The sequence below is a fragment of the Afipia dichlorophenoxyacetatis genome (assembly GCF_055386385.1).
Genome location: NZ_AP029250.1, coordinates 5312481 through 5337367, shown reverse-complemented (window position 1 = coordinate 5337367; position 24887 = coordinate 5312481). Strand labels below are relative to the sequence as shown.

Below are 24887 nucleotides of genomic sequence, written 5' to 3'. Positions count from 1 at the left end.
CAGCGTGCTGCGTTGTGTCGAATAGTCGAGCTTACGCCGCGGCCTGCTTGCCCTTCGGCTGCACTTCGGCCGTGTAGTCGTTCATCAGCTGCTCGCTGATTGTGCCGGGCGTGAACTTCCAGTTCGCGATTTCCGAAACCGGAGTGACTTCCGCAGCGGTACCGGTCACGAAGCACTCCGTGAAGCCGTCCATTTCTTCCGGCATGATGCGGCGTTCGATCACTTCGATGCCGCGGCGCTTGGCGAGGTCGATCACTGTTGCGCGGGTGATGCCTGCCAGGAAGCAGTCGGCGATCGGCGTGTGGATCTTGCCATCCTTGATGAAGAAGATATTGGCGCCGGTGCATTCGGCAACGCGGCCCTGCCAATCCAGCATCAGGGCGTCGGCATAGCCGTCGCGCTCCGCCTTGTGCTTGGAGATGGTGCAGATCATGTACAGACCGGCAGCCTTGGCCATGGCCGGGATCGTCTTTGGATCGGGCCGGCGATAGTCGGCGAGACCGATACGGATACCCTTGAGGCGTTCGGCGGGGCTGAAATAGCTCGGCCAGCTCCAGCAGGCGACCGCGAGATGAATGGTGTTGCTCTGAGCCGACACACCCATCATTTCCGAGCCGCGCCAGGCAATTGCGCGAACATAGGAATCCGGCAGATTGTTCTTCTCAATCACCAGCTTCTTGGCCGCGTCGATCTCGGCGACCGAATAGGGGATCTCGAAATCAAGCAACTGGGCCGATTTCTTCAGGCGCTCAGAATGTTCAGTACATTTGAAGATCTCGCCGCCATAGGCGCGCTCGCCCTCGAACACGGAGCTCCCGTAGTGCAGACCATGGGTCAGGACGTGGACATTGGCGTCGGCCCACGGCACCAGCTTGCCGTCATACCAGATGACGCCATCGATTTTGTCGAACGACACTCCCATTATCTTGTCTCCAGATCGGCCGGTCCCCAGAGCCGGCGGTGCGCCCGTTGTTTTACGTGGGCGGTTAAGTCCAGTATGTTTCGTGGAATGTCTATCGACAATCGCACGGCGAGAAAATCCACTTTGAAGCTGGCCAGGACTGGGGTTTCCGGGCTTCCAAGGCGCCGCAGGTGGCGAAATATCCGAATATTTCGTGAAGCTTGAGTTTTTTGTAACATTGAAACCGAAATATGTCAACATGACTGACATAAATTTCAACGCGCCACGCACAGGGCAGCCCCCCGCTGAAGGCGGAGCTTCGGGGGCTACGGCCTCTGCCGACCAGCGCTGGGACATTATTGAGCTGCTATTTTTCGCCTATCGGGACTTTGTCGGGGACGCCGACCACGTCCTGGAGGAGTTCGGCTTCGGCCGGGCTCACCACCGGGTGGTGCACTTTGTGACCCGCTATCCGGGGCTGAAGGTCGCCGATCTGCTGGACGTGCTTCGGATTACCAAGCAGTCGCTGGGCCGGGTCCTCAAGCAGCTTCTGGACGAAGGCTATATCGTTCAAAAGGCTGGCGATGCCGACCGCAGGCAACGTCTTCTTTTCGCCACGGCCAAGGGCGAGGCCCTTGTTGCAAAACTGGCCGGCCTGCAGACCGCCCGTATCAACCGGGCGCTTGAGGGCGTCAGTCCCGCGGCGGCAGACGGAACGCGTCAGTTCCTCCTTGCCATGATTGACCACGACGACCCTGACAAGGTGCTGGACGTGATCCTCAAGAGCAGCCGGCGAGCGGCGAGGGATGCAAAATGATCGATGCGGCGACGACGGAGCGCGTGCGTGTCGAGCCCGCAGATGATGCGCCGCATCTGCTGCTGGTCGACGACGACCGCCGCATCCGCGACCTGTTGTCGCGTTTCCTCGCGGGAGAGGGGTATCGCGTCACCACGGCGAAGAGTGCAGCCGATGCCCGCGCGAAGTTGGTCGGCCTGCATTTCGATCTTCTGATCCTTGATGTGATGATGCCCGGTGAGAGCGGCTTCGATCTCGCACGTTCACTTCGTTCGGATTCCGGGGTGCCGATCATCATGCTCACGGCGCGAAGCGAAGCGGAAAGCCGCATCGAGGGATTGCAGATCGGTGCCGACGACTATGTCGCGAAGCCGTTTGAGCCCCGCGAACTGGTGCTGCGCATCGCCAACATTCTCAAACGCGCTGCTCCAGCGACGACGCCCGCCGTGGAGTCGGTTGCGTTTGGCCCGTACGTTTATCACCTCGATCGGGGTGAACTGCGCGACGGCGAAAACGTGATCCATCTCACCGACCGCGAACGAGACATGCTGCGTATTCTTGCAGCGGCGCCCGGTGAGACCGTGCCGCGTGGTGCGCTGACCGGCGGCGACGGCAATACTAACGAGCGCGCGGTGGACGTGCAGATCAATCGGCTGCGGCGCAAAATCGAGCGCGATCCAGCCAATCCGCTGTTCCTGCAAGCCGTGCGTGGCATCGGCTATCGGCTCGTCGCTTCGCCTTGAGCCGCCCGGATATACTGCCATGAGCACGCTCGATACCGGCCTCACCCTTATTCGCACAGCTTCGCGCGGCGTGTCTCACGCAAGCGGATGGATGGGGCGTTGGTTCAAGGAAATGATGCCGAAGGGGCTCTATGCCCGCGCACTGCTCATCATCATCGTTCCGATGGTGATCCTGCAGTCGGTGGTGGCGTTCGTGTTCATGGAGCGGCACTGGAACACGGTGACGCGGCGCTTGTCCCAAGCCGTCACGCAGGACGTTGCTGCGCTGATCGACATCTACAAGACCTATCCGCAGGACAAGGATCGTACCCAGCTGCGTCGGATCGCACAGCAGCGGCTGGGATTGGTGGTGGATTTCCTGCCGGTCAACGATATGCCGCCACCGGGACCGAAGCCGTTTTTCTCGCTGCTGGATCAGGCGTTGTCTGTGCAGCTCGGCCGTCAGATCGGCCGACCCTTCTGGATCGATACCGTCGGGCGCTCATCGCTGGTGGAGATCCGGATCAAGCTGGACGACTCCGTGATGCGGGTGTTCGCGCAACGCAGCGCGGCCTATGCGTCGAACTCGGAAATCTTCCTGTTCTGGATGGTGGGCACATCGTCGATCCTTCTGATCGTCGCGGTGTTGTTCCTCCGCAATCAGATCAAACCAATTCTTCGTTTGGCAGATGCTGCGGAGAATTTCGGCAAAGGCCGCGAGGCGCCGGACTTCCGTCCGCGCGGCGCGCGAGAAGTTCGCCGTGCGGCGCAAGCCTTTATGGAAATGAAGGCACGTGTGGAACGCAGCATCGAGCAGCGTACCGCGATGCTGGCTGGGGTTTCGCACGACCTGCGCACGATCCTGACCCGCTTCAAGCTCGAGCTTGCGTTGATCGGCAACAGTCCGGAAGTCGACGGCATGCGCAAGGATGTCGACGAAATGAGCGGCATGCTTGAGGCTTATTTGGCCTTCGCGCGCGGAGATGGTGGTGAACAGGCACGGCCGACCGACATGGAGCAGGCGCTGGAGGAATTGCGCAGCGATGCCGAGCGGCAAGGGCACGTCGCCACAGTAACGTTCCACGGGCTGCCGGTGGTGACGGTGAAGCCGGCATCGTTCAAGCGTTGCCTTGCCAATCTGGTGTCGAACGCGGCCCGCCATGCCGACACCATCAACATCACTGGTCATCGCGATCATCGCTATTTGACGGTGACGATCGACGACGATGGTCCGGGCATTCCGCTGAACATGCGTGAGGAAGTGTTCAAACCGTTCCTGCGACTCGACGATGCGCGCAATCAGGACGAGGGCGGCACCGGGCTTGGCCTTGCGATCGCGCGTGATATTGCCCGATCTCATGGCGGTGATATCACACTTGGCGACAGCCCAATGGGCGGCTTGCGCGCAAGCGTACGTGTGCCGGTCTAGGCCCGGTGCTGCCGAGATAAGAATAGCGAATTACTTGGCGAGTTCTTTCGATCGCTTGGTCGCAGCCACAACCGCACGCTTGAGCAACGGCTCGAAACCGTCCGCCCCCATGAGCACCTCGAGCGCAGCGGCGGTGGTGCCGCCGGGCGATGTCACGTTCTTGCGCAGTGTGGCGCTGTCCAAGGAGGAGCGATACAGGAGCTCACCCGAGCCTGCGACTGTTTCGCGCGCAAGCTTCGTGGCGAGAGCCGGTGGCAGTCCCGCTGCAATCCCGGCCCGTTCGAGTTCTTCAGCGAGCAGAAACACATAAGCAGGACCGGAGCCTGACACCGCCGTTACAGCATCCATCAGGGCCTCGTCGTCGACCCACTCGACTGCGCCGATAGCACTCAGCATGGCATCAGTCGTTTTCCGCTGGTCCGGCGAGATGCCTTTTGACGGTACGGCGACCGTGATGCCGCGAGCAACGGCGGCCGGTGTGTTCGGCATGGCGCGGATGACCTTGCCTCCGCAAACGCTTTGGATGGTTGCGATCGTCGTTCCCGCCATGATCGACACCACGAGCGTCGTCGGCGAAATGAATGACTTCAGCTGCGGGCCGGCTTCAGCGAACATCTGCGGCTTTACCGCAAGAACCAGCACGTCCACGGTGCCCATGTCATTGGCGGTGGGGTTGAGGCGAACGCCGTGTGCCGCGAAGCCGCGGGTCTCGTCCGATGGATTGGGTTCGACCATCGCGACTTGCTTGGCATCGAGCCCCTGCGTGAGCCAGCCGGAGAGCATCGCTCCGCCCATCTTTCCCGCACCGGCGAGGAGGACGGTGCCGTGAAAATTTCTCAACTCATTGGCGGATGATGACGTCATGACTCGTGCTCACGTCGCGCCCGGTGAGGGCTGGTTTTCAGTACGGAGATTTGTAGGCCGTCAGGGCGACTGCAACAAGGCGGCATTCGCTTGTTCTGCGTCGATGCACTACTTCGGCGGTGTCTTGCGACCTGCTAGAAGAGCTTCTTGACGAAGAAGCGACGCGATCCGCGCGGGTGATCTTCAACTGTTCCGAAGAGTTCGTAGCCCTGCTTTTTATAGAATGCGAGCGCTTGGAATTCGTAGGTGTCGAGCCAAGCGCCAATGCAGCCGCGTTCGCGGGCAGTGGCTTCTGCACGGAACAGAATGCTGGTGCCGAGATCCTGTCCTCTGAACTGCTCCGGTACGACGAACAGTTCGACGACGAGCCAGTCATAGCTCGTCTTGCCCCATAGTCCGCCGATGGTGTTGCCGTCAGCGTCCTGAACCAGAACAGCCAGCGGCCGGAAGCCCGAGGGGCCGGCGGCTTTGTCGTTGAACGCGACCAAGGCCTGAGTGATGGCATCGCGATCCGCGCTGCTCGGCGAATCCGTGACCACGATCGTTGGGATGCTCACGTGTCCTCTAAAGCGCTACGCTTCGCCGGCTGTATCGAACAGCGCCGCGGCCATGGCTTCGGAGGCCGTCTTCCCGGCCCACATCACAAATTGTAGGGCAGGATAGTAACGCTCGCAGGCGTGCAACGCGCCGTCCAGCATCATCTCGCATTGAGCGGTCGAAGCCAGCATGCCGCCCGGAAGGAGCAATGCCTGCCGGTACATGACCGATCCGGTGGTGGTCCACACATCGAAGTGGCCGATCCACAATTGCTCATTGATCGCTGCGATGAGGCGCTGCGTTTCCGCTCGCCGCATCTCCGGGATCTTCATGTCGAATGTGCAAGCAAGATGCAGCGCATCGATCTCGCTCATCCAGGTGAACGACAATTGATAGTCAGTCCATTGTCCACGGGAGAGGATGGTGACCTCGTCCTGCCCCGAGCGCTCGAATGTCCAGTCATGCGAAGACGCAATGTCTTCGATAACTGTGAGCGGGCTGTTCCGCGAATCCGTTGTGATGTCCAGAAGGGACATACTGCTTTCACCCTGTGTTTTGATGGGATGGAACGCGAAACGAAACGCCAGAAACGCGCGATCACCGTCGCCGCAAGGAAACCGCTTAGCGAAGCACTGACCGAAGTCTGAATCGTGTGCGCCGACGCGTCAACCTTGTGTCAGGATTGATCAGTGATTTGCGGAATCCGCACAATGCCACGCCGAATCCCGTCCACAGGCAATCACCAAGAATTTGTCTGTCATCAACAGGCTGAGCACACCACGCCGCTTCTAATGAGAACAAAACGGAATCGGATTCCCGGGGCGGGAGTCTGGCCGGCTTGAATTCGCGCGATGCGAGTCTGGTCGCAGGCTCTGTACGGTCGGCGACGTACCAAAAGGAGCGATACAAAACATCGGTGGCGCCGACACGCGGATGCCCCGAGCGCGTGAACCCATGCGCGCAAACGTCTGCGTTGCCGCCGAACCGCGCCAACAGATCGATGCTTGGGGAGTTTGTCAGTCGAACAGGCTGGAGACCGACTCTTCGGACGCGGTGCGGCCGATGGCTTCGCCGATCAGGGCGGCGATCGAGATCGTCCTGATGTTCGGGGCCTTGCGCACGGCTTCTGTCGGCTGGATCGAGTCCGTGATCACCAATTCCTTCAGCTTGGAGGAGGTGATACGGGCGACTGCGCCACCGGAAAGAACGCCGTGGGTAATGTAGGCGTAGACGTCCTTCGCACCGTTGGCGAGCAAGGCGTCAGCCGCGTTCACCAGCGTGCCGCCGGAGTCCACGATGTCGTCGATCAGGATGCAGGTGTAGCCGGCCACTTCGCCGATCACGTTCATGACTTCGGATTCACCGGCGCGTTCGCGGCGCTTGTCGATAATAGCCAGCGGCGCGTTGATGCGCTTAGCGAGGCCGCGTGCGCGGACCACGCCGCCGACGTCCGGCGACACCACCATCAGGTTGGTGAGATCAAAACGTTCCTTGATGTCACGCACCATCACCGGCGAACCAAAAAGGTTGTCGGTCGGAATATCGAAGAAGCCCTGGATCTGAGCGGCGTGCAGATCAAGCGTCATGACGCGATCGGCACCGGCGTGGGTGATCAGGTTTGCGACCAGCTTCGCTGAAATCGGCGTGCGGCCACCGGCTTTGCGGTCCTGGCGGGCATAGCCGAAATAAGGGATCACCGCGGTGATGCGGCGCGCGGAGGCGCGGCGCAGTGCGTCTGTGATGATCAGCAGTTCCATCAGGTGGTCATTGGCAGGATACGACGTCGACTGGATGATAAAGACGTCAGAGCCGCGAACGTTTTCCTGAATCTCGACAAACACTTCCATGTCGGCGAAGCGACGCACGCTGGCCTTTGTCATCGGCACGTTCAGCCATGACGAAATGGCCTGCGCCAATTCGGGGTTCGAATTGCCGGCGACGAGTTTGATGGAACCGTTTTTCGCTGAAATGGCAGCTTCTCCTCGTGACATGGGGGAAACGCTCTTCAACATATCAGCTACCTATGGAACTGGATTACCCGCGCTGTCCCGGGCGGCGAGGTGATAACAAGGAGATGACAAGGCTGGCAATACAAAGCCTGCGATTTTCCTGCAAAAACCGCAGCTTCAGGGGTCTGCATCCTTAATGGGCGCTGAAAGCCAGCGCCGTGGTCTCCGCAGCTGGCTCGGTGGGCTCCGAATCCGCCTGTGCGACGGCCGGGCCGGTGGCAGGTGCTGCAGGAGCCGGGATATCTTGGGACGGAGCGGCGGCTCCGGACATCACAGCGCTCAGTCCGCTCAGGCCTGCCTGCGCGATTTTTCGCATCATTTGGTCATCAGCGGCATTCCAAGCGTCCCGCCCAGCCTTTCCGGCGGGCTCCTCGCCGCTCAGACGCAGGGCGCGCTGCTGATCACGATCATACACATCCCAGACCCAGGCGATGGTGGTTTTGCCGCTCTTGCTAACTTGGGCGGATAGATAGCTGCGGACGCGGTACGCGGCACCGGTCTCGCGGGAGACAACGCTAAAGCTGCGACCTGCGGATTCCGTTTCCAGCGCGCGGACCAGGCGATCAAACACCTGCGGTGGTGGGCCATCGACGGACTCGAAGGCGACGGTGGGGCCAAAGCCTGCACTGGCTGGCGCGGACTCTGGTCCAGTCGCCATGCAGCCCGATGTAATGCAAAGCACGGCGAACAGGACGGGGAGGCGAAGGTACCGCAGCAATCCCCAAACCGTCGTACTTGCTACGGAATTCATGCCTGTCGTCGCCCGAGGATCACTTGTCTGCAGGGTCCTGCAGGACGGGCTGAGCGATATCGTTAAAATGCATTAACGTCTAGGGCGTAGGCGTGTCTCTCGTCCTTGCCGTTAATGAATTGGCCTAAAAAAGATTAGAAAAAACAACGGGTTTACGAGTTGTAAACCATCTTTTTTCATAGATGGCAGCCCAAGTCGGAAGACTGCCTCACAGGCTTTTGAGCTCGGCCGAAGGCCCTGGTCAGTCTTCCAGCACAATGGCGTGGATGTTACGCCCGTAGTCCGGCTCCTTGCGGTGAACCGAGCGGCGGTAGCTGAACATCCGTTCGTCGGCGTAGGTGCATACATCGACATCGTCGATCATGAGAATGCCTGCGCGCTCCAGCCGTCGCCTGATGTAGCCGGCGAGGTCGAACATCGAATGGTTTGCGCGCGACGATGGGACAAAGAATGCTCCGTTGTCTGCGTCCGCTTCGCTAAATCGCGCAACGAATTCCGCGCCCACCTCGTAACTTTGTTGCCGGATCAGCGGCCCGATGGCGGCGATGATGCTGTCGCGTGCTGCGCCGAGCCCTTCCATGGCGCTGATGGTCGATTCAAGCACGCCGCCGATCGCGCCCTTCCAGCCGGAATGCGCGGCTCCGACGATACGTGCCTGGGGATCGACGAACAGGATAGGCCCGCAATCGGCGGCCGAAACACCGAGTGCGAGGCCGGGTGTCTTGGTCACCATGGCGTCGGCGTGAGGGCGTGACGCCGTATCCCATGGTTCGGTCGCGATCACGACGTCGGGCGAATGAACCTGGAATGCGGTGAGGAAATGCGTCGGCTCGATCTTGAGTTCTTCGGCCATGCGCCGGCGGTTTTCTGCCACATGCGCCGGGTCGTCTTTGGAGCCAACGCCGCCATTGAGGCTTGCGTAGATGCCGTTCGAAACGCCGCCTTCACGGGTGAAGAATGCATGCCGCAGGCCGGGCACCGCGAGCAGCAAGGACGATCCGAACTTCACGGCTTGAGCCCTCCGTTGAGGGGGGCGCCCATGGCGGGTTCGTGATCGGATAGTGCGGCAAGCACTTCAATCGCAGGATGGGAGATGCCGAGCACCTTGAAGAGCGATCCCATTCCTTCCTTTCCAGAACCAGTAAGACGCTTCAGGGCCGATGAAATGATCGTCGACTGTTCCGACGATGCATTCTTCATCAGGGTCTGCGCCCGGGTTTCGATGCCGAGCCGGTTGAGAAATGCGCCTTGCTCGACCGGTCCATGCGAACGCGCACCGATGTCTTCGGCGGCGCGTGCCAGGGCCTGAAAATCCACATGTGCTGTGACGTCGGCGTCGCCGGGGTGCTGCAGCGGGTTGGCGAACGCATGCTTGGCAACGGCCTGGAACGTGTCGCCCGCGTCACTGCGCGTATGACCGTAGTCAATGATCAGTGCGGCGCCGCCCTGATCGCGGATGCGGCGGGAGATTGTCATGATTTCATTATTGGGGCGCCATTCGAAGATCGCACCATTGGGAGCCGCGCGCACATGCGGTGGCAGCAGAACATCGAAGCGCGGCATCGGGTCTTTCGCCACGCCGTAAGCGAAGATCTCATCATCCACTTCAATGACGCGCTCATGCCATCCGGTCTCTCGCTTCACGGCCTGATGGATCGGCAGCGCATCGAAATACTCGTTCGCGAGAATGATGGCAGGTCCTTCCGGAACCTCTTCGATGTTTCCATACCATTCGACATGGGCCGCCTCGCTGAGCTTGATCCGCTGCCGCTCGCGCAACGTTGGACTGGCCTCGACCAGATGGACGCTGATTGCCTGATGAAACGCGGGAAGGATGCGGATCGCGCGGAGCGCATCTGCCATCATGGTGCCGCGGCCGGGTCCCAACTCGATGAACATGACGTGCTCGGGCATGCCCATGGCGTTCCACACCGATGCCGCCCACAGACCCACCAGTTCACCGAACATCTGACTGACTTCAGGCGCGGTGATGAAATCGCCGTCGCGCCCAAGTGGATCGCGCTTCAGGTAGTAGCCGTGTTGCGGATGCGTCAGGCACATCTGCATGTAGCGCGACACCGGCATTGGGCCGGTCTTCGCGATCTGGTTGCGGATCAAGGTTTCAAGGGGACCATACTCGGGCACGGCGATCTTTCAGTCTCTGTTCAAGCAACCCGCGCTCCCAGTGTCACGCCTTGGTTGCTTCAACACCGGTATTTCGAGGGCCTCGCTTCCATGCGGTGACCATGAATGCGATGCCTGCGATAATCATTGGAATCGACAGTAGCATTCCCATCGTCAATCCGCCCCACAGAAAACCGAGCTGCGGATCGGGTTCGCGGAAGAATTCACCGGTAATACGGAAGATGCCATAGAACATCGCAAACGCCCCGATGATGAAACCAGGGCGTTTCAGCGCACCGGCGCGAATCAACAGCGCAAGGATGATGAACAGCACGATGCCTTCAAGGCCGGCTTCGTAGAGCTGACTTGGGTGGCGCGGCAGCGGTCCGCCATTGGGGAAAACCATCGCCCAGGGCAGGCTCGGGTCGGCGTGGCGGCCCCACAGCTCACTGTTGATGAAATTAGCCAAGCGTCCGAGCAGCAGGCCAATCGGGCCGACTGCACAGGTGACGTCACCCAGCGATAAGACAGAAATGTTACGCTTCCAGCCGAACAGCAGCACAGCGATGACGCAGCCCGTAAAGCCACCGTGGAAAGACATCCCGCCTTTCCAGAGTTCGAAGATTTCCGCCGGATGCTGGACAAAATAAGGAAGATTGTAGAACAGCACGTAGCCGGTGCGGCCACCCAGAATGATCCCGAGTGTCACCCACAAAATGAAATCATCGAAATCAATCATCGTGAACGGCGCCTTGCCGCCCCACAGTTGCTCGCTGCGAATGATTTTGCGCGCGTAGATCCAGCCGAGTACAATGCCGCCGATATAGGCGAGCGCGTACCACCGGATAGCGATCGGCCCGATGGCGATGGCGATGGGGTCGAAGACGGGAAATTGGATGGTCAGCATCATGAACGGGGTGGTTCCGGCAGGGATGACGGGGCTCGGATTGGGGCTTCTTACATCTTGCGTCGCGGCTGCGCTATCACCATTGTCTGAACGGGCCGCACGCGGCAAATCGTCTTTCGGAGTTTGATTATGACGCAGACCACCAACCGGTTTTTTGACGACGTTGCGCGGTTGATGAACGATGCGGCAGGCGCCGCGCAGGGCGTGAAGCGCGAAATGGAGACAGTGGTCCGCACCCAGGCGGAACGCATCCTTCGCGATCTCGATCTCGTCAAGCGTGAGGAATTTGAGGCAGTCAAGGATATGGCTCGCCTGGCGCGTGAAGAAAACGACGCCCTGAAGGCACGCATTGAGGCGCTCGAGAAGAAGCTCGGCCCCGTCGCCGAAACATGACGGCGAGCAAGGTCAAGTCTTCCAAGACTAAGTCATCTGAGGCCAAGTCGTCTCGCGATCTTCCGGTCAAAGCATTTGCGTCGCTGCAGGCGTGGGAGGCTTGGCTCAAAGCGCAGCCTAAGACCTCTCGCGGCCTGTGGCTCAAGCTCGCCAAAAAGTCGGCGAAGGCGGCGAGCGTGTCACGTCAGGAGGCTATCGACGGCGCGCTCTGTCATGGCTGGATCGATGGTCAGCTCGACAAATTCGACGAGGATTGGTGGCTGATCCGCTTCACGCCCCGCAAGCCCAACGGAAAATGGTCGGAAAAGAATCGCGATCGTGCCCTCGCGCTCATGAAAGAAGGGCGCATGACGGCCGCCGGTCTCCACCATATTGAGCAGGCAAAAGCGGATGGCAGGTGGGATGCCGCCTACGCGTCGCAAAGCACGGTGACGATTCCCGAGGATCTCGATGCCGCACTTGCGCAAAACAAGAAAGCCAAGAGCTTCTTTGCGACACTGGACGGCGTCAATCGCTATTCGATCCTGCACCGCGTTCACACTGCAAAGAAAGCGGAGACGCGCGCACGCCGTATCGAAACATTCGTCCTGATGCTGAGCCGCGGCGAAACGATCCACCCTCGAAAGACGAAGTAGCTTCGCTATATTTCGCGGTAGAGCACGCAGATCTGATCAGCGTGCTCATGAACTGGGTAGGGCGGCTCCTTAAACCCCGAACGCGACCGGGCGGAAGGCTTGCAGCAGTGCGGCGTCCAGCTTTCCGTCCATCAATTCCATGACGCCAAACGCCTGATCGGGAGTCATAACAGGCATATCGTCGTGCGGCTCCATCAGCATCGCGTAGGTGTCGACCAGCGTAATGATGCGGACGATATCGCTGATGCGATCGGCAAGAAGGCCGTCAGGGTATCCAGTGCCGTCGAGCATCTCGTGATGACGCAGGACAACGTCGAGCATTTCTCCAGGGAATCCACCCTGCTTCTTCAGGGCGTCGAAACCCAGACGGACATGCTCTGCCATGATGGCATTTTCTTCGTCGGTCAGATCTCCGGATTTTTCGAGAATGATCACGGGAATGAAGGCCTTGCCGACGTCGTGGACGAGGGCCGCGCGTGCAACCCGGCGCTGGTCTTCATCGCGCATGCCGAGATACTGAGAGAACGCGACAGCATAGCCCGTCACCACGAGCGTATGCCGATAGCTTCGCTTGTGATGTTTGCTGACCGCAGCGAGCCAGTCCTTCAGCGAGCTTCGCTTGAGCGCTTCAAGGATCTGCACCTCGGCTTTCATGACGTCGTCAAAGGTCAGCGGCGTGCCGGCCGGGAGCCGCTGGAACATTTTGACCAACACAGCCTGCGCGGCGGCGACGCCCTTGGCGAGAATTTTCGCCGCGCTGGTGTGTTCGTCTTCCGGTGTCTCGGGAAAGGCGTGGCGAATACGGTGCAGAATGCTATCAGGATCGAACGGCCGCTGGATCGTGTCGGTCGCGCCCAGCGCCCATGCCTGGGCGGACCCATGATGCAGCGAATCTGCCAGCACGAAGAGGCGCGGCAAGGCTTGATAGGCCTTACGCGTGAGTTTGGTGCGAACACGTTGAACCGCTTCGACGGATGTCAAATCGATATCGACGATCACACCGGAGAAGTCGCTTGCCGGATGATCGGGAAGGTCGAAGATCGAAATTGTTTCGACGTTGCCAGCATTGCGCAGGATGTCCGCGAGTTCTTCGCTTTGATCCTCGATGTCCGATGCAAGCAGCAGACGTCTCTTTTTTTGAGATCTTTCCGCCAGGGCCATTTCGTCCTCTTCGGGGCGTTCGTAGGTACAGCCCAGAGTGGTACCGAAAAAACTGTTCTCGACCCTTAACGATTATCGTTAAGAAAACACACGGTTTCGTTCACGCAACCGTGGTTTCCCCTCGCTCAACTTTTAATGAAGTTTGAATCGAAGGCGGCCAATTCGCCGTCTGCTTAATGTTGCGTAAATGAGTGCGTACCCGTTAACCATGTCGCGTATAGTTTCAGTTCAATATTTGCGCGCTGCTGCCGCCTTGATGGTAGTGTTTTTTCATGCCGAAGGCATGGCGGCTGAATACTTCAATGGCGGCTGGCCTTCATTCGGTGCGGCTGGTGTCGATATTTTCTTTGTCATCAGCGGCTTCATCATGTGGATCACGACGGCGCCGGAGCGGACAACGCCGTCCTCGTTTATGGTGAACAGGATCGTCCGCATCGTTCCGCTGTATTGGCTGATGACGCTCCTGCTCTACGGTGGTTGGCTGATTTTCCGTGACCCCACCCAATTGCCTCCGGTCAGCAATCTCCTGCAGTCGTTGCTTTTCATTCCGTATGCTTCAGCGCGTACGGGGGATGTTCAGCCGCTGCTGATCACGGGATGGACGTTAAACTACGAGATGTTCTTTTATACGGTGTTCGCTTGTGGATTCCTGCTCGCGCGTCGCTATCGTATGTTGTTCGTCGGTGCGGTGCTGGGCTCACTGGTGGCGTCACGGTATTTGGTCGTGCCATCGAGCCCGATGACAATGACCTATACCAGTCCATTGCTGATCGAGTTCATTATCGGGTGTCTGCTCGGCATCGTGTATGAGCGCGGGGCGTTGCCTCGGCCTGCGATTGCCGTATCTTTGCTCATCGTTGGAAGCGTGCTGCTGCTGAATTCGGGGATGCTTTCAGCCTCCAGTATCGGCGGTGGGCGGTTTGTCCGCTGGGGTTTGCCGGCATTTCTTGTTGTTGTCGGTGTACTCAGTCTTGAGTCCTCGTTGAAGGTATGGCGTTTGCCGGCGCTGCTTGGTGATGCGTCCTATTCGATCTATCTCACTCACAGCGTCGTGCTGTCGACGCTCAAGAGTGCGGTACTGATAGTGGCAGGTACGTTGCCGCCGCTCATGGTGGGCGGATTCATTGTCGCTGGTTGTATCGCAAGTATTGCGGCGGGTGTGCTGGTCTACCGCTTTGTTGAGACTCCGCTCCTCACATGGTCGAAGCAATTCGTCGCAGCAATTCGCAACAGAGTCGGAGCATCAGCGCCGTCCGCAGCGTAAGCGCATTGATGCGACCAATCGCAATGTTCGGCCGATGGCTTCTGAGCAGCTATGCAGCCTGATCTGCACGCCGCCACGCGGGGAACGGATCGGGCAGTTTCGCCCACGTCTCGACGTCCATCGCGCCAATTCTGCCTGAGGAGACCAGGCATGCATCGAGGCGGCGTGTCAGTTCAGCACGATCCATTTCGCGACCGATGAAGACGATTTCCTGCCGACGATCGCCCCATACATCTGACCAGTTCTTTTCGATCGCCGCGCGCCATTCCGGATGATCCGGCCAGCGCTCTTTGGGAATCGCAGCCCACCAGAACCCCATTGCTTCATTGCGCACGATGGCGCCGGCCTGGCTCAATTCGCCGACCCATTGGGGCCGTGTTGCCAACCAAAAATGACCTTTGGCACGGATCACGCCTGGCCAGCTTGATGTGATGAAGGCGTGAAACTTCTGCGGGTCGAAGGGACGACGCGCGCGATAAACGAAATTGCTGACGCCGTATTCTTCCGTCTCGGGGACGTGGTCGGCGAAGCCGTAGAGTTCCTTGAACCAGACCGGATGCTGTTGCGCCTTTTCGAAATCAAAGCGTCCTGTATTCAAGATCCTGTTCAGCGGCACATCCGAGAAATTGGTCTCGATGATTTCAGCTTCGGGATTGAGAGCCTTGAGAATGCTACGTGCGGCTTCGCGCTGCGCAGGCGAGGCGTCATCGATCTTGTTGAGCACAATCGTGTCGGCGAACTCAATTTGGTCGACGAGCAGATCGACCAAGGTGCGCTTGTCCTGGTCGCCGAGGGATTCACCGCGATCCCGCAGAAAATCATGCGAAGCATAATCGCGAAGCAGGTTCACCGTATCGACCACCGTGACCATGGTGTCGAGCTTGGCAACGTCGCCCAGGCTTTCGTCGTTTTCATCCCGGAAGTCAAAGGTTGCTGCGACGGGCAGTGGCTCCGAAATGCCGGTGGATTCGATCAGCAGATAATCAAAGCGCTGATCCTGGGCGAGCCGGCGTACTTCTTTCAGGAGGTCATCGCGCAATGTGCAGCAGATGCAGCCGTTGGTCATCTCGACCAGTGTTTCGTCAGTCCGCGACAGGTTCGCACCACCATCGCGGATGAGATCCGCGTCGATGTTCACCTCGCTCATGTCGTTCACGATCACAGCCACCCGCAGGCCCTGCCGGTTGTTGAGAACATGATTCATGAGGGTGGTCTTCCCCGCTCCGAGGAAGCCGGAGAGGACGGTGACGGGCAGTTTTTTCATGAGAGTCGAACAGCCTTTTCAAAGACAGGCGCCGGGGCGGCATCGGGAGATTTCCATTTATGTTATGTTATAACGTAACTATAAATGGACAGGCAAGGCAAGGCACAAAGGCGTGAGGGATTCTCTGTCGAGAATGGTGGGATAACTTTGCGAGGGCAGTACGGGCGGGGGCGCTAAATCGGGAAACGCATCACCGTGAAGGCTTGTTGAGTTAGCCCGAGCTGCAGTCGTTCAGTGGCCGATCTGCCGAATCTGCCAGGATCGCAACAAACGTTGGGCACTCAACTTCGAGAGTCTCGCAAAATCAGCTTCGAGCCTGTCGATATGTTTGTTCGCCGCGCCGGGTGAGGTCTTGCACGCCAAAATGGCGCGCAGAGTTTCCCAGGAGCAGCCAGCGGCCTTGGAGGGAATCAGGAGACCATCGTCGCGCGGGCTCTCCATGAGCGGCCTGATGATCTCGATCGGTGCCGAGGACAGCGATGCGAGCGCCGCTGTGGTCTCCTCGTATTTCCGCCCCTGGGCGAATTTCAGCAACACTGCTTCGTTCAGTTCACCCCGTTCCTTCAACAGCTCCACAAACCGTTTTGCGGAGACGAAGTCCCGAGGTGTACGGGTTTCCCAATCGACTTCGCTCGCCGCGACTTGCAACGCGCGCCGGACTTCCTCCTGAAGTTCGGACGGGGTTCGCGAAAGCAGCCGTGATCGAACCGCATCGGTCGCGCGCAACAGAAGTTGCTTGAGGACAGGCGACGGTAGATCGAGCCGCAATCCAGTCTTTTCGGCAAGGCTGTCGTCGGTCTCCGAGGCCTTCAGAAGTGCCACAAAACCGCGATCGGACAGTCGAGCCCCTGAATTGACGGCGACGTTGTGGATCACGGCGCGATTTCCACGATCGAGAAGCACATCCGTGATGGCAGGGGCGATGTGGGTGCGTTCGGAAATGGCAAACAGGTGCGCCTGGCTTTTGGTCCTTGCGATTTCGATAAGGTGATCCGTTGCGATACGGCTCGAAACCGACAGCATCGGACCGGCAATGGTGATGTCCTGATGCCCAGCTAACTGGTGCGTGAGGTCGATAGGCGCATTGTCGATAGAGGAGAGGCGGGAGCTTATTTCGACCAGCGCTTTGGTTTCTATTTTGCGGATGAGATGACAGAGGACCTGATCGAAAACGTCGACGTGCTCTTCGTTCAGCCGGTTGGCGTCATATAAAAAGAGATCAGTGACGCGCTGGAGAATGGTGACGCGCCGTTCCGGCGATCCCTTCCGAAGGGTGGTATCCAGCTCCTCAAGCAGGGAGGGTTCGGCATTCTGCACGGCAACGACCCTAGTAAAACCCAACAAAACCGCTTCTGTCGGCACTCCGAGACAAGTGAGAGTTCCGCGTTGAAAACCGGCGGAATGAACCCCGCCTCATGCCATCGAACCTGCAAAATACCGGGCAAGCGTATGGGCCAAATGGAAGTTTTTCCTTAAAGGTTCCTGCAAGGATTTAAGGAGTCTTTGGCTCGTCACGCCGTTTCGGCCGGGCTTCCAGGCTTTCTAAGCCGCTTTTTCAGGCCAAATTGGCCGATAAAATCGGACCATTTCCTTGTGTTTTCGGCCCTTTGACGCTAAGAACCGCCCGTCCGCAGCCCCCGCACCCCTGGAGGCTTGCTGCGGCGAAGAACCGGGCCGCTTTGCGGCCCTTCACTTTTCAAGATTTAAGGAAACTCGACAATGGCGACCGTCAAGGAATTGAAGGCGACCGCGCGTCCGAAGGCCGGCAAGGGGGCCGCCCGCGCAGAACGCCGTGCTGGCCGCGTGCCAGCCGTGATCTATGGTGACAACCAGCCCCCGCTGACTATCTCGCTGGATGACAAGATGCTGCGTCAGAACATCTTCGCAGGTCACTTCCTCACCACGCTTTTCAACATCGATCTCGATGGCAAGAAGCATCGCGTGATTCCGCGCGATTACTCGCTGGATCCGGTAAAAGATTTCCCGCTTCACGTCGATTTCCTGCGCCTGGGCCAGGGTGCAACCATCCGCGTCAGCGTTCCGCTGCACGTGACGGGCACTGAAGTTTCGCCGGGCGTCAAGCGCGGCGGCACGGTCAACATCGTCAACCACACCGTCGAACTGGAAGCGGATGTCGAACACATCCCTCAGTTCATCGAAGTTGACGTCTCGAAGCTCGAAATCAACAACTCGATCCACCTCAGCGATGTCGCGCTGCCAAAGGGCGTGAAGGCGGTTTCGCGTGAAGACCAAACGCTGGTCACCGTTGTGCCTCCGTCAGGTTACGGCGAAGAGGCCAAGGCCGGCGCTGCGGAAGGTGCGGCTGCTGCACCTGCGGCTGGCGCAGCGGCTCCGGCTGCTGGTGCGAAGGCGCCCGCGGCTGCTGCGGCCAAGGCTCCCGCAGCCAAGGCTCCTGCCGACAAGAAGAAGTAAGCGACTGCGAGAACCCGCGCCATGCGCCTGTTCGTCGGACTGGGCAATCCCGGCACGAAGTACCAGGGCAACCGGCACAATATCGGGTTCATGGTTGTCGACGACATTGCGCGGCGTCATGGTTTTGCACCGTGGCGCCGTCGCTTTCAGGGGGAGACCTCCGAAGGCACGCTCGACGGCGAGCGCGTGATCCTGCTCAAACCTTCCACCTATATGAACGAGTCCGGTCGCGCCGTGAGCGAAGCCGCGAATTTCTTCAAGCTTGGGGTTGGTGACATCGTCGTGTTTCATGACGAGATCGAACTGCCGCCTGCCAAGGTGCGGGTGAAGGTTGGCGGCGGCATCGCCGGACACAACGGGCTTCGTTCGATTTCAGCGCATGTCGGCAATGACTATCGTCGTGTACGGCTCGGTGTTGGCCATCCAGGCGTCAAAGAACTCGTGCATGCCCATGTGCTGAACGATTTCGCCAAAGCCGAGCGGCCATGGGTCGAGGCGCTGTGCGACGCCGTCACGGACAATGCGGCGTTGCTGGTCACCAGCAAGGATTCGTCGTTTCAGAACAAGGTGCATCTCGCGATGCAGGCCAAGGGCTTTGCATCGGACAAGGACAACGGCGGCGACAAGTAGGTAGTGCGGTGGGATCTGACGTTCGTATCAGTGCTAACTGCGGATACCTCATACGAACGTCAGATCCAAAACCGCACTAGGTTTATATTTTTGCTAGTGTCCCTTAGGTTCTGACATTCGTAAACGAGCTAGCTGCAAACAAATACGAATGTCAGAACCGGGACACTAGCGCCTTTCAGGTCAGGACAGATCATGGGATTTAAATGCGGTATCGTCGGACTGCCAAATGTCGGCAAGTCCACTCTGTTCAATGCGCTAACTGAAACGGCGGCAGCTCAGGCGGCGAACTATCCATTCTGCACCATCGAGCCGAATGTCGGCGCGGTCGCCGTGCCTGACCCGCGTCTCGATAAGCTCTCGGCGATTGCCAAGTCGGCGCAGATCATTCCGACGCAATTGACCTTCGTGGACATCGCCGGTCTGGTGCGTGGTGCGTCGAAAGGCGAAGGCCTCGGCAATCAGTTCCTGGCCAATATTCGTGAAGTCGATGCGGTGGCCCATGTGGTGCGCTGTTTTGAAGACTCCGACATCACCCACGTCGAAGGCAAGATCGCGCCGCTCGCCGATATCGAGACCATCGAGACGGAGTTGATGCTGGCGGATCTCGACAGCCTCGAGAAACGCGTCGACAACCTGACCAAGAAGGCCAAGGGTAACGACAAGGACGCCAAGGAGCAGCTCGAACTGGTCGAGCGTGCACTGAAGCTGTTGCGGGATGGCAAGCCAACGCGCGGTATGGAACGCAAGCCGGAAGAAGAGCGTAACTTCCGCATGCTCGGCCTGCTGACCTCGAAGCCCGTCCTTTATGTCTGCAACGTCGAGGAAGGCTCCGCCGCTACCGGTAATTCGTTTTCGCAGCAGGTTGCGGAACATGCGAAGAAGGAAGGTGCGGTCGCGGTGGTTATCTCGGCCAAGATCGAATCCGAGATCGCGACGCTGTCACGCGAAGAGCGCGTGGATTTCCTCGATACGCTCGGGTTGGAAGAGGCCGGTCTCGATCGTCTGATCCGCGCGGGTTACGAGCTCCTGCACCTGATCACCTATTTCACGGTCGGCCCGAAGGAAGCGCGGGCCTGGACGATCACCAACGGCACCAAAGCGCCGGCGGCTGCGGGCGTCATTCATACCGATTTCGAAAAGGGCTTCATCCGAGCTGAGACGATCGCTTATGACGACTATGTCACGAATAACGGCGAAGCTGGTGCGCGCGACACTGGCAAGCTGCGGCTGGAAGGCAAGGAATACGTGGTCGCCGACGGCGACGTGATGCACTTCCGATTCAACAATTAAGCCGACGCGGTCGCTGCCAAGTTTTGAAAACTCTTTTTTTCGAAGAGCGCGCAGGCCGGCCTGCGCGCTCTTTTCTTTTGATGGCGCTCAATAATGTTGTTGCCGGTCCTGGCCTTGCTCGCGGATCGCGCCGAGGTGTTCGTTGATCCGGAAAATGATCAGGATCAATTCCGCTGCGATACGTGTGAAAATGATACCGACCGCGACGCTTGCCAGCGCAGACAACAGCAGGATGAAGCCCCCAAACGGGCTAACTGCCATCAGGGTGAGTGCGGAAAAGATGCTGGAAATTCCAAACAGCGCGATCAGCGCGACGACCAGCCAGTAAAATGACTTGATGATGGTGGGGGCGATGAATCGATCCCATTTAAAGAGATCCTGAAAATGAAACATGGGTTATTCTCCAGTTGACCCTAAAGTTAAAGCGACGAGCGATTGCGGATGAGCTGCGAGCCATCGAGCTGTGACGAGCACCTCAATCGCCGAAAACCATTTGTTGCACGCTGCAGAAATGAGCGAAACCGGCATCTGAGAATGTCGAATCGATGCGTAGATACGCTGCATGACTTGAGCTATTGACGAATAACGGCCAAACTCAGCTCTTTCCACAACTTGATCAGTGCAATGAAGCTCACTTTCGAAGATTTTCAACCCGGTCCCTTTGGCACCTTCGGTCCCCACCATGTGTCGCGTGAGGATATCATCGCGTTCGCCACCGAGTTCGATCCGCAGCCGATGCATCTCGACGAGGAGGCGGCCAACCGCTCGTTGTTGAAGGGGCTCGCCGGCTCCGGCTGGCATATGTGCGCGTTGCTGATGCGGATATCCTGGGATGGCTTCATCCAACGGATCGCCTCGAGTGGAGCGCCGGGCGTTGACGAGGTTCGCTGGGTGTCGCCGCTGCGGCCGGGGGATGATTTGACCGTGACCGTGGAGGTTCTTGAGAAGCGTGAGTCCAAGAGTCGCCCCGAACTCGGGTTTGTGACCATCAAGAACGATATGCGCAATGCATCGGGGCAGACACTGATGATCGCGACGATTCCGATCATGGTGTTCAAGCGCGCGGCGCTTGGTGCGAACTGAGGGGACGCGATGCCATACTTTGAAGATGTAAAGATCGGTCATCGCCGCGAGCTTGGATCGTTCACATTTACCGCGGATCTGATCAAGAAATTCGCCGTCCAGTTTGACCCGCAGCCGTTTCATCTCGATGAAGAAGCAGGCCGCAAATCGGTGTTCGGAGGTCTCGCTGCGTCGGGGTGGCATGTCTCGGCGGTCTACATGAAGCTGACTGTTGCCGCGATTCAGCGCGAGGCCGCGGAGGTAATTGCACGCGGCGAAAAGCCGGTTGCATCTGGGCCTTCACCGGGGTTTCGTGACCTGAAATGGTCGAAGCCGGTGCTCGCCGGAGATACGCTGACATACGCCTCGGAAGTGGTGGAGACCCGCGAACTGGAGTCACGGCCGCAGTGGGGCATCGTCAATTTCCATAACACCGGCGTCAATCAGCGTGGCGAATTGGCTTTTTCGTTCGTGGCATCGGTCTTTGTCCCGAGGCGGCCGACGACGTGATGTGTGAGACGAACTTCGGTTTGTCGCACGCTACCGACTCCAGGCGATCGCAAGGACCGCAATCGCCACGACGAGCAGCAGCACGAAGCGCAGCAACAGCTTTCCCAGCGATTGAGGCTGTGGTTTGCCGCCCAGGATCGGATCGGTTTCGTTGGGCCGGATAGTGGTCACAGACATGTCCCCTCACACCCCGCTGGGTGCGAAGCGGGTTGAGCGTTGGTCGCATCCGGGTTGCTTGAGGTTCACGTCCAAATGAAAAATCCGCCGCTTACCTGACCCGGAAAGCGGCGGATTTGATATGTGTGTGGCTGAACGCGAGAGAAATTACTCTTCGCGCGGCAGCTCCGGCGCAGCGCGTTTCCACTGCTGCAGATTGTCGGCGATCATGCGGGTCGACTTCATCGCCGTTTGGCTCAGCTGGGCGTAAGCCGCGAGTTCACGCTGCACGCGCTGGCCTTCATTGTGCATGAGGTTGCGGAGCCCTTCGAGCTCCGAAATCAGGGTTTCGATCTCCTGCAGCGATGCGCCGGCAACGCGCTGGATCAGCGTGTTGACGTTGGTGACCGTTGCCTCAGCAAGGGAATCCAACGGCTCTGTGCTGCTCAGCGGGCTTGCGGGCGTTGATGGCCTGCGGAGATAGGCGATGTCCTTACGGACGAAGTCTCGGATTCCCGCTTCAACATCGGAAACGGCGGCGAGGTTCTTGTCCTCATCCGTCAATTCTGGCTTCTCTGCCTGAATGGTCATCAGCTGTCCCTTTCGCTGGATCATGAGTACGAGCATGCTCGAAAATTGCTGCGCATTTTCGGCACCATGCCTTGGTGAGCGAGCGGTTGTCCCCCGCACGAAAATTACCGTTGCCCATCAGTCCAGCCGATCATGACCGCATCGCGGCCAATATGGGGCAATGAAAGGCTGATTCACCGGCCAGATTGGGAACAGGGTAAATGAACTCTACCAGCTGTGTTTGAAGCCGGCGGTCAGGCTGCTGTTGGGGAGGCCTTCCGGGGTCTGGCTAATGGTCCCCGTGACGCTGACGCCCCCGAAAAGCTGCTGTTCGGCGCCGATCCTGCGCAGCCATTTGTCATCGGTGGTGGAATGGGTCTGCCCGGCAATGAGGCTGGTGCCAGTCCCGGCAAAACTGACCTTGGCGCTCTGGTCGAGCTCGTAAGTTCGCACGGTATGGCCCAGCCCAAAAACGGGGACCAGAGCCTGTTGGGTAACATTGTAGCCGTTCTGTAGGGTGAGCGAATACTGGTCGCTCCATAGCGGCAATGATTTGCTCAGTGTCGTGCCGAATTTGCTCTGGTCCTGGGTCGGATCGGTCCGCGCTTCGATGGCCGTCTTGTCCCAGATGAAGCCAAGACCGGGAGCGGTCATCGCAGCCCAGGCGCTGCCCGATGACTGGGACGATTGATTCTCGATTTTCTGATACAGCGCCTGCCATGACGTCGTCGGCATCTGTGTGGCGACGTTTAAATCTGCGCCGACGCGAGTATCCCAAAACGGTGTAACCGGCTGCTTGATTGCGACCGCTGCGGATCCATCCGGATTATTCGATCGGGTCCAGGACCAGGGATCTGCTGTCGCCGCAGCGGGCTTCTGTTGCTGCTTAAGCTTTGCCTGTTTGCTGGTCACTGCAGCAAAGTCGGCGTTGAGGGCTTCCCAATCGATATCGGCGGGCGCAGCGGTCTCGGAAGAGGTATTTTCCTCAGGGGATGCTTGTTCTTCCTGCTGGGGGGGCGCAATGCCCGCCCAAGGATCTTCCGTCTGCGCGAATGCAAATGCGGGGATACACCACCACGCCGCCAGAGCGATGGCCGGCAGGCGCAGCGACAACGATCGGATGTGCGGAGCGGTCATTCCCAGCGGCATTTCACGTCGTATCGGTACGGTCGCGGTCAGGTCAAATCTCGAACGATACCGGTTAATATCACCTTTCGATGTCACCTAGGACACAGGTCTGACCGTCGCCGGCACAAGTTTCGGTGACGCGCCAAGACCTGTTCCCAAGACTTGTTCCCATGACCTGTTCCAATAGCGTTTGTCGCAATTGTGGCGAGCGCCGTTCAACGTCCGGCAGGGCTCTGGCCGGACGACGCCGTGGCGTCTGAAGTTGGAGCAGGATTACGCGATTTTCGGCAGGTGAATCTGCCGCCCGAGCGACTGTTCGACGAGGTCGAATGTGTCGATAACGGCGCGCAGGCTGGTCAGGCGTCCAGCTCTGAAATGCGTGAATTGCGCCACGCGGACGCTGATGGGGCGGCTGGAGTTGGCCGGTGTCAACGAATACCGCATCAAGGAGGCAGCGGAATCGTCGGCCAGCATGATCGCTTCCCGATCGAAACGGTGAAGACGAACAGCGTCGCCCATTTGGCGAATAGTATCGATGACAGCGTGCTTGCCACGCCGCGCGCCAAAAAATGCAAACATGTCGATCGGACCGTAAATGGCCCAATCGATGTTCTCGTCCAAAACCGCTTCAAGCTGATCAGTTTGGCGTTCGCTGAGCGAGCGATGCAATGCGCGCGCGAAACGCCAGAGACTATGCTCTGTCATTGGTCGACCCCGAATTATCTTTTAGCAAACAGCAAATGGCAAAAAGGGCGTCGTCACTGACGCCGTGCCGGAATGCTGGAATTCCCACCGTTGACAATCCACGTACGTGTTTTGCGGGCGTTGCACAACTGTAGTTATTGCATCGCACAAATGCTGAAAAGCGTAGATGCTGCCTACGCAGCAACCATTCATTCACCATGCGCAAAAAGGAGTCACACTCGTGTGCGGTTCTGAAGTCCGCATCGTTCTTGCGACGAATCCAGAATGCGACTTCAGAACCAAAGCCACACTAGTGGAGTAGACACTCGATCAGCGATGACGCTCCAAGCGAAGTCGTGTGCGTGCCGCCGCGGCGCCCGCCCATATCATGCCGAGAAGCCCTCCGAGCACGGCTCCAATCGGGCCGAACGCGAAAAAGATCATTGTCGCAGCGTAGCCTTCGAAATTACTCGGGTTGAAAATGTTGGCCCACGCGATGCCCGCAAGAAGGCCGAGCACACCGCCGACGGTGAGACCTCCGATACCTCCCAGAATAGCGAAGAATATAATCCGCATGCCGGTGCTGCCTTTCATCCCGTCCACATTCAATTGATCTTAGTTGCGGGGACGACGAAACGCGTTCACAGCTGCCATATCATTTAGACGC

The 24887-nt window shown here is 58.9% G+C and carries 29 protein-coding genes; 11 read left to right on the top strand and 18 right to left on the bottom strand.

Going from position 1 to position 24887, the window contains the following annotated elements; all coding sequences use genetic code 11:
• Positions 1–31: 31 nt before the first annotated feature.
• The gene (locus tag ACZ5C3_RS25015; RefSeq protein WP_464033823.1) at positions 32–922 is read right to left on the bottom strand and encodes a branched-chain amino acid aminotransferase; all 891 of its coding nucleotides are present in this window, start codon (positions 920–922) and stop codon (positions 32–34) included.
• A 238-nt stretch (positions 923–1160) separates the two neighbouring features.
• Here ACZ5C3_RS25015 and ACZ5C3_RS25010 point away from each other — a divergent pair, with 238 nt between their 5' ends.
• Genes ACZ5C3_RS25010 through ACZ5C3_RS25000 form a run of 3 tightly spaced genes read left to right on the top strand, consistent with a single transcriptional unit; the run spans position 1161 to position 3848 of the window.
• Positions 1161–1718: a MarR family winged helix-turn-helix transcriptional regulator gene (locus ACZ5C3_RS25010; RefSeq protein ID WP_464038429.1), complete on the top strand. Its 558-nt coding sequence runs from the start codon at positions 1161–1163 to the stop codon at positions 1716–1718.
• Entirely contained in the window at positions 1715–2440 is a 726-nt protein-coding gene (locus ACZ5C3_RS25005) for a response regulator (protein WP_464033822.1), read from the top strand. Before ACZ5C3_RS25010 ends, ACZ5C3_RS25005 begins: the two co-directional genes overlap by 4 nt.
• A 19-nt stretch (positions 2441–2459) precedes the next feature.
• A complete protein-coding gene (locus ACZ5C3_RS25000) occupies positions 2460–3848 on the top strand; it encodes an ATP-binding protein (protein ID WP_464044345.1) in 1389 nt (462 codons plus the stop codon).
• A gap of 30 nt (positions 3849–3878) precedes the next feature.
• On the opposite strand, the gene proC is transcribed toward ACZ5C3_RS25000, so the two are convergent.
• From proC to lgt, 8 genes are all read right to left on the bottom strand, one after another.
• Positions 3879–4712, bottom strand: a complete 834-nt coding sequence (gene proC / locus ACZ5C3_RS24995; RefSeq protein ID WP_464033821.1) for a pyrroline-5-carboxylate reductase — start codon at positions 4710–4712, stop codon at positions 3879–3881.
• 134 nt (positions 4713–4846) lie between these two features.
• Positions 4847–5269, bottom strand: coding sequence for a GNAT family N-acetyltransferase (locus tag ACZ5C3_RS24990; protein ID WP_464033820.1), 423 nt, complete (start codon positions 5267–5269; stop codon positions 4847–4849).
• A 15-nt stretch (positions 5270–5284) separates the two neighbouring features.
• Positions 5285–5785, bottom strand: coding sequence for a type III secretion system chaperone family protein (locus ACZ5C3_RS24985; RefSeq protein WP_464033819.1), 501 nt, complete (start codon positions 5783–5785; stop codon positions 5285–5287).
• Positions 5786–6265: 480 nt separating this feature from the next.
• Complete coding sequence (locus tag ACZ5C3_RS24980; RefSeq protein WP_464038428.1) at positions 6266–7219, bottom strand: ribose-phosphate pyrophosphokinase; 954 nt, start codon at positions 7217–7219, stop codon at positions 6266–6268.
• Positions 7220–7391: 172 nt separating this feature from the next.
• The gene (locus ACZ5C3_RS24975; RefSeq protein WP_464044344.1) at positions 7392–8009 is read right to left on the bottom strand and encodes a hypothetical protein; all 618 of its coding nucleotides are present in this window, start codon (positions 8007–8009) and stop codon (positions 7392–7394) included.
• A gap of 241 nt (positions 8010–8250) precedes the next feature.
• Complete coding sequence (gene pgeF / locus ACZ5C3_RS24970) at positions 8251–9018, bottom strand: peptidoglycan editing factor PgeF (RefSeq protein ID WP_464033817.1); 768 nt, start codon at positions 9016–9018, stop codon at positions 8251–8253.
• Positions 9015–10154 carry a class I SAM-dependent methyltransferase gene (locus ACZ5C3_RS24965; protein WP_464033816.1) on the bottom strand — a complete coding sequence of 380 codons (1140 nt, stop codon included), beginning with the start codon at positions 10152–10154 and terminating at the stop codon, positions 9015–9017. The genes pgeF and ACZ5C3_RS24965 overlap by 4 nt, the downstream gene beginning before the upstream one ends.
• 43 nt (positions 10155–10197) lie before the next feature.
• Positions 10198–11043, bottom strand: coding sequence for a prolipoprotein diacylglyceryl transferase (gene lgt / locus ACZ5C3_RS24960; RefSeq protein WP_464033815.1), 846 nt, complete (start codon positions 11041–11043; stop codon positions 10198–10200).
• Between the two features lie 126 nt (positions 11044–11169).
• Here lgt and ACZ5C3_RS24955 point away from each other — a divergent pair, with 126 nt between their 5' ends.
• Positions 11170–11433 (top strand): accessory factor UbiK family protein, encoded by a 264-nt coding sequence (locus ACZ5C3_RS24955; protein WP_464033814.1) that lies wholly within the window; start codon positions 11170–11172, stop codon positions 11431–11433.
• Positions 11430–12068 (top strand): YdeI/OmpD-associated family protein, encoded by a 639-nt coding sequence (locus ACZ5C3_RS24950; protein WP_464033813.1) that lies wholly within the window; start codon positions 11430–11432, stop codon positions 12066–12068. The genes ACZ5C3_RS24955 and ACZ5C3_RS24950 overlap by 4 nt, the downstream gene beginning before the upstream one ends.
• A gap of 69 nt (positions 12069–12137) precedes the next feature.
• Here the strand turns inward: ACZ5C3_RS24950 and ACZ5C3_RS24945 are convergent, their stop codons facing one another.
• Positions 12138–13229 carry an HD domain-containing protein gene (locus ACZ5C3_RS24945; RefSeq protein WP_464033812.1) on the bottom strand — a complete coding sequence of 364 codons (1092 nt, stop codon included), beginning with the start codon at positions 13227–13229 and terminating at the stop codon, positions 12138–12140.
• A gap of 187 nt (positions 13230–13416) precedes the next feature.
• On the opposite strand from ACZ5C3_RS24945, the gene ACZ5C3_RS24940 reads away from it, so the two are divergent.
• On the top strand, positions 13417–14493 hold the full coding sequence (locus ACZ5C3_RS24940; protein WP_464033811.1) for an acyltransferase family protein: 1077 nt from the start codon (positions 13417–13419) through the stop codon (positions 14491–14493).
• Positions 14494–14542: 49 nt separating this feature from the next.
• Here ACZ5C3_RS24940 and zigA read toward each other — a convergent pair whose 3' ends face one another.
• Positions 14543–15757 (bottom strand): zinc metallochaperone GTPase ZigA, encoded by a 1215-nt coding sequence (zigA, locus tag ACZ5C3_RS24935; protein WP_464033810.1) that lies wholly within the window; start codon positions 15755–15757, stop codon positions 14543–14545.
• A 231-nt stretch (positions 15758–15988) separates the two neighbouring features.
• Complete coding sequence (locus ACZ5C3_RS24930) at positions 15989–17098, bottom strand: DUF2336 domain-containing protein (RefSeq protein ID WP_464033809.1); 1110 nt, start codon at positions 17096–17098, stop codon at positions 15989–15991.
• Between the two features lie 378 nt (positions 17099–17476).
• On the opposite strand from ACZ5C3_RS24930, the gene ACZ5C3_RS24925 reads away from it, so the two are divergent.
• The 3 genes from ACZ5C3_RS24925 (at position 17477) to ychF (ending at position 20110) form a co-directional block, all read left to right on the top strand.
• On the top strand, positions 17477–18190 hold the full coding sequence (locus ACZ5C3_RS24925) for a 50S ribosomal protein L25/general stress protein Ctc (protein WP_464033808.1): 714 nt from the start codon (positions 17477–17479) through the stop codon (positions 18188–18190).
• A gap of 21 nt (positions 18191–18211) precedes the next feature.
• Positions 18212–18820 (top strand): aminoacyl-tRNA hydrolase, encoded by a 609-nt coding sequence (gene pth / locus ACZ5C3_RS24920; protein ID WP_464033807.1) that lies wholly within the window; start codon positions 18212–18214, stop codon positions 18818–18820.
• Between the two features lie 192 nt (positions 18821–19012).
• Positions 19013–20110, top strand: coding sequence for a redox-regulated ATPase YchF (gene ychF, locus ACZ5C3_RS24915; RefSeq protein ID WP_464033806.1), 1098 nt, complete (start codon positions 19013–19015; stop codon positions 20108–20110).
• A gap of 87 nt (positions 20111–20197) precedes the next feature.
• Here ychF and ACZ5C3_RS24910 read toward each other — a convergent pair whose 3' ends face one another.
• The gene (locus tag ACZ5C3_RS24910) at positions 20198–20503 is read right to left on the bottom strand and encodes a DUF4282 domain-containing protein (protein ID WP_464033805.1); all 306 of its coding nucleotides are present in this window, start codon (positions 20501–20503) and stop codon (positions 20198–20200) included.
• 231 nt (positions 20504–20734) lie between these two features.
• Here ACZ5C3_RS24910 and ACZ5C3_RS24905 point away from each other — a divergent pair, with 231 nt between their 5' ends.
• Together ACZ5C3_RS24905 and ACZ5C3_RS24900 are read left to right on the top strand one after the other, a co-directional pair.
• Entirely contained in the window at positions 20735–21193 is a 459-nt protein-coding gene (locus ACZ5C3_RS24905; protein ID WP_464033804.1) for a MaoC family dehydratase, read from the top strand.
• A 9-nt stretch (positions 21194–21202) separates the two neighbouring features.
• A complete protein-coding gene (locus ACZ5C3_RS24900; protein ID WP_464033803.1) occupies positions 21203–21682 on the top strand; it encodes a MaoC family dehydratase in 480 nt (159 codons plus the stop codon).
• A gap of 30 nt (positions 21683–21712) precedes the next feature.
• Here ACZ5C3_RS24900 and ACZ5C3_RS24895 read toward each other — a convergent pair whose 3' ends face one another.
• The 5 genes from ACZ5C3_RS24895 to ACZ5C3_RS24875 all read right to left on the bottom strand — a co-directional run bounded on the left by ACZ5C3_RS24895 (position 21713) and on the right by ACZ5C3_RS24875 (position 24796).
• Positions 21713–21859, bottom strand: a complete 147-nt coding sequence (locus tag ACZ5C3_RS24895) for a hypothetical protein (RefSeq protein ID WP_464033802.1) — start codon at positions 21857–21859, stop codon at positions 21713–21715.
• A gap of 147 nt (positions 21860–22006) precedes the next feature.
• Positions 22007–22432 carry a hypothetical protein gene (locus ACZ5C3_RS24890; RefSeq protein WP_464038427.1) on the bottom strand — a complete coding sequence of 142 codons (426 nt, stop codon included), beginning with the start codon at positions 22430–22432 and terminating at the stop codon, positions 22007–22009.
• A 204-nt stretch (positions 22433–22636) separates the two neighbouring features.
• Positions 22637–23545, bottom strand: a complete 909-nt coding sequence (locus ACZ5C3_RS24885; protein WP_464033801.1) for a hypothetical protein — start codon at positions 23543–23545, stop codon at positions 22637–22639.
• A 264-nt stretch (positions 23546–23809) separates the two neighbouring features.
• Positions 23810–24241: a nuclear transport factor 2 family protein gene (locus tag ACZ5C3_RS24880; RefSeq protein ID WP_464033800.1), complete on the bottom strand. Its 432-nt coding sequence runs from the start codon at positions 24239–24241 to the stop codon at positions 23810–23812.
• 309 nt (positions 24242–24550) lie between these two features.
• Positions 24551–24796 (bottom strand): hypothetical protein, encoded by a 246-nt coding sequence (locus tag ACZ5C3_RS24875; protein ID WP_464033799.1) that lies wholly within the window; start codon positions 24794–24796, stop codon positions 24551–24553.
• Positions 24797–24887 lie beyond the last annotated feature (91 nt).

Bases quoted from the DNA above. Each gene is read 5' to 3' on its own strand.
- ACZ5C3_RS25015 (WP_464033823.1), bottom strand. From the start codon at position 922: ATGGGAGTGTCGTTCGACAAAATCGATGGCGTCATCTGGTATGACGGC.
- ACZ5C3_RS25010 (WP_464038429.1), top strand. From the start codon at position 1,161: ATGACTGACATAAATTTCAACGCGCCACGCACAGGGCAGCCCCCCGCT.
- ACZ5C3_RS25005 (WP_464033822.1), top strand. From the start codon at position 1,715: ATGATCGATGCGGCGACGACGGAGCGCGTGCGTGTCGAGCCCGCAGAT.
- ACZ5C3_RS25000 (WP_464044345.1), top strand. From the start codon at position 2,460: ATGAGCACGCTCGATACCGGCCTCACCCTTATTCGCACAGCTTCGCGC.
- proC (WP_464033821.1), bottom strand. From the start codon at position 4,712: ATGACGTCATCATCCGCCAATGAGTTGAGAAATTTTCACGGCACCGTC.
- ACZ5C3_RS24985 (WP_464033819.1), bottom strand. From the start codon at position 5,785: ATGTCCCTTCTGGACATCACAACGGATTCGCGGAACAGCCCGCTCACA.
- ACZ5C3_RS24975 (WP_464044344.1), bottom strand. From the start codon at position 8,009: ATGAATTCCGTAGCAAGTACGACGGTTTGGGGATTGCTGCGGTACCTT.
- lgt (WP_464033815.1), bottom strand. From the start codon at position 11,043: ATGATGCTGACCATCCAATTTCCCGTCTTCGACCCCATCGCCATCGCC.
- ACZ5C3_RS24955 (WP_464033814.1), top strand. From the start codon at position 11,170: ATGACGCAGACCACCAACCGGTTTTTTGACGACGTTGCGCGGTTGATG.
- ACZ5C3_RS24950 (WP_464033813.1), top strand. From the start codon at position 11,430: ATGACGGCGAGCAAGGTCAAGTCTTCCAAGACTAAGTCATCTGAGGCC.
- ACZ5C3_RS24945 (WP_464033812.1), bottom strand. From the start codon at position 13,229: ATGGCCCTGGCGGAAAGATCTCAAAAAAAGAGACGTCTGCTGCTTGCA.
- ACZ5C3_RS24940 (WP_464033811.1), top strand. From the start codon at position 13,417: ATGAGTGCGTACCCGTTAACCATGTCGCGTATAGTTTCAGTTCAATAT.
- zigA (WP_464033810.1), bottom strand. From the start codon at position 15,757: ATGAAAAAACTGCCCGTCACCGTCCTCTCCGGCTTCCTCGGAGCGGGG.
- ACZ5C3_RS24925 (WP_464033808.1), top strand. From the start codon at position 17,477: ATGGCGACCGTCAAGGAATTGAAGGCGACCGCGCGTCCGAAGGCCGGC.
- pth (WP_464033807.1), top strand. From the start codon at position 18,212: ATGCGCCTGTTCGTCGGACTGGGCAATCCCGGCACGAAGTACCAGGGC.
- ychF (WP_464033806.1), top strand. From the start codon at position 19,013: ATGGGATTTAAATGCGGTATCGTCGGACTGCCAAATGTCGGCAAGTCC.
- ACZ5C3_RS24910 (WP_464033805.1), bottom strand. From the start codon at position 20,503: ATGTTTCATTTTCAGGATCTCTTTAAATGGGATCGATTCATCGCCCCC.
- ACZ5C3_RS24905 (WP_464033804.1), top strand. From the start codon at position 20,735: ATGAAGCTCACTTTCGAAGATTTTCAACCCGGTCCCTTTGGCACCTTC.
- ACZ5C3_RS24900 (WP_464033803.1), top strand. From the start codon at position 21,203: ATGCCATACTTTGAAGATGTAAAGATCGGTCATCGCCGCGAGCTTGGA.
- ACZ5C3_RS24895 (WP_464033802.1), bottom strand. From the start codon at position 21,859: ATGTCTGTGACCACTATCCGGCCCAACGAAACCGATCCGATCCTGGGC.
- ACZ5C3_RS24885 (WP_464033801.1), bottom strand. From the start codon at position 23,545: ATGACCGCTCCGCACATCCGATCGTTGTCGCTGCGCCTGCCGGCCATC.
- ACZ5C3_RS24880 (WP_464033800.1), bottom strand. From the start codon at position 24,241: ATGACAGAGCATAGTCTCTGGCGTTTCGCGCGCGCATTGCATCGCTCG.
- ACZ5C3_RS24875 (WP_464033799.1), bottom strand. From the start codon at position 24,796: ATGCGGATTATATTCTTCGCTATTCTGGGAGGTATCGGAGGTCTCACC.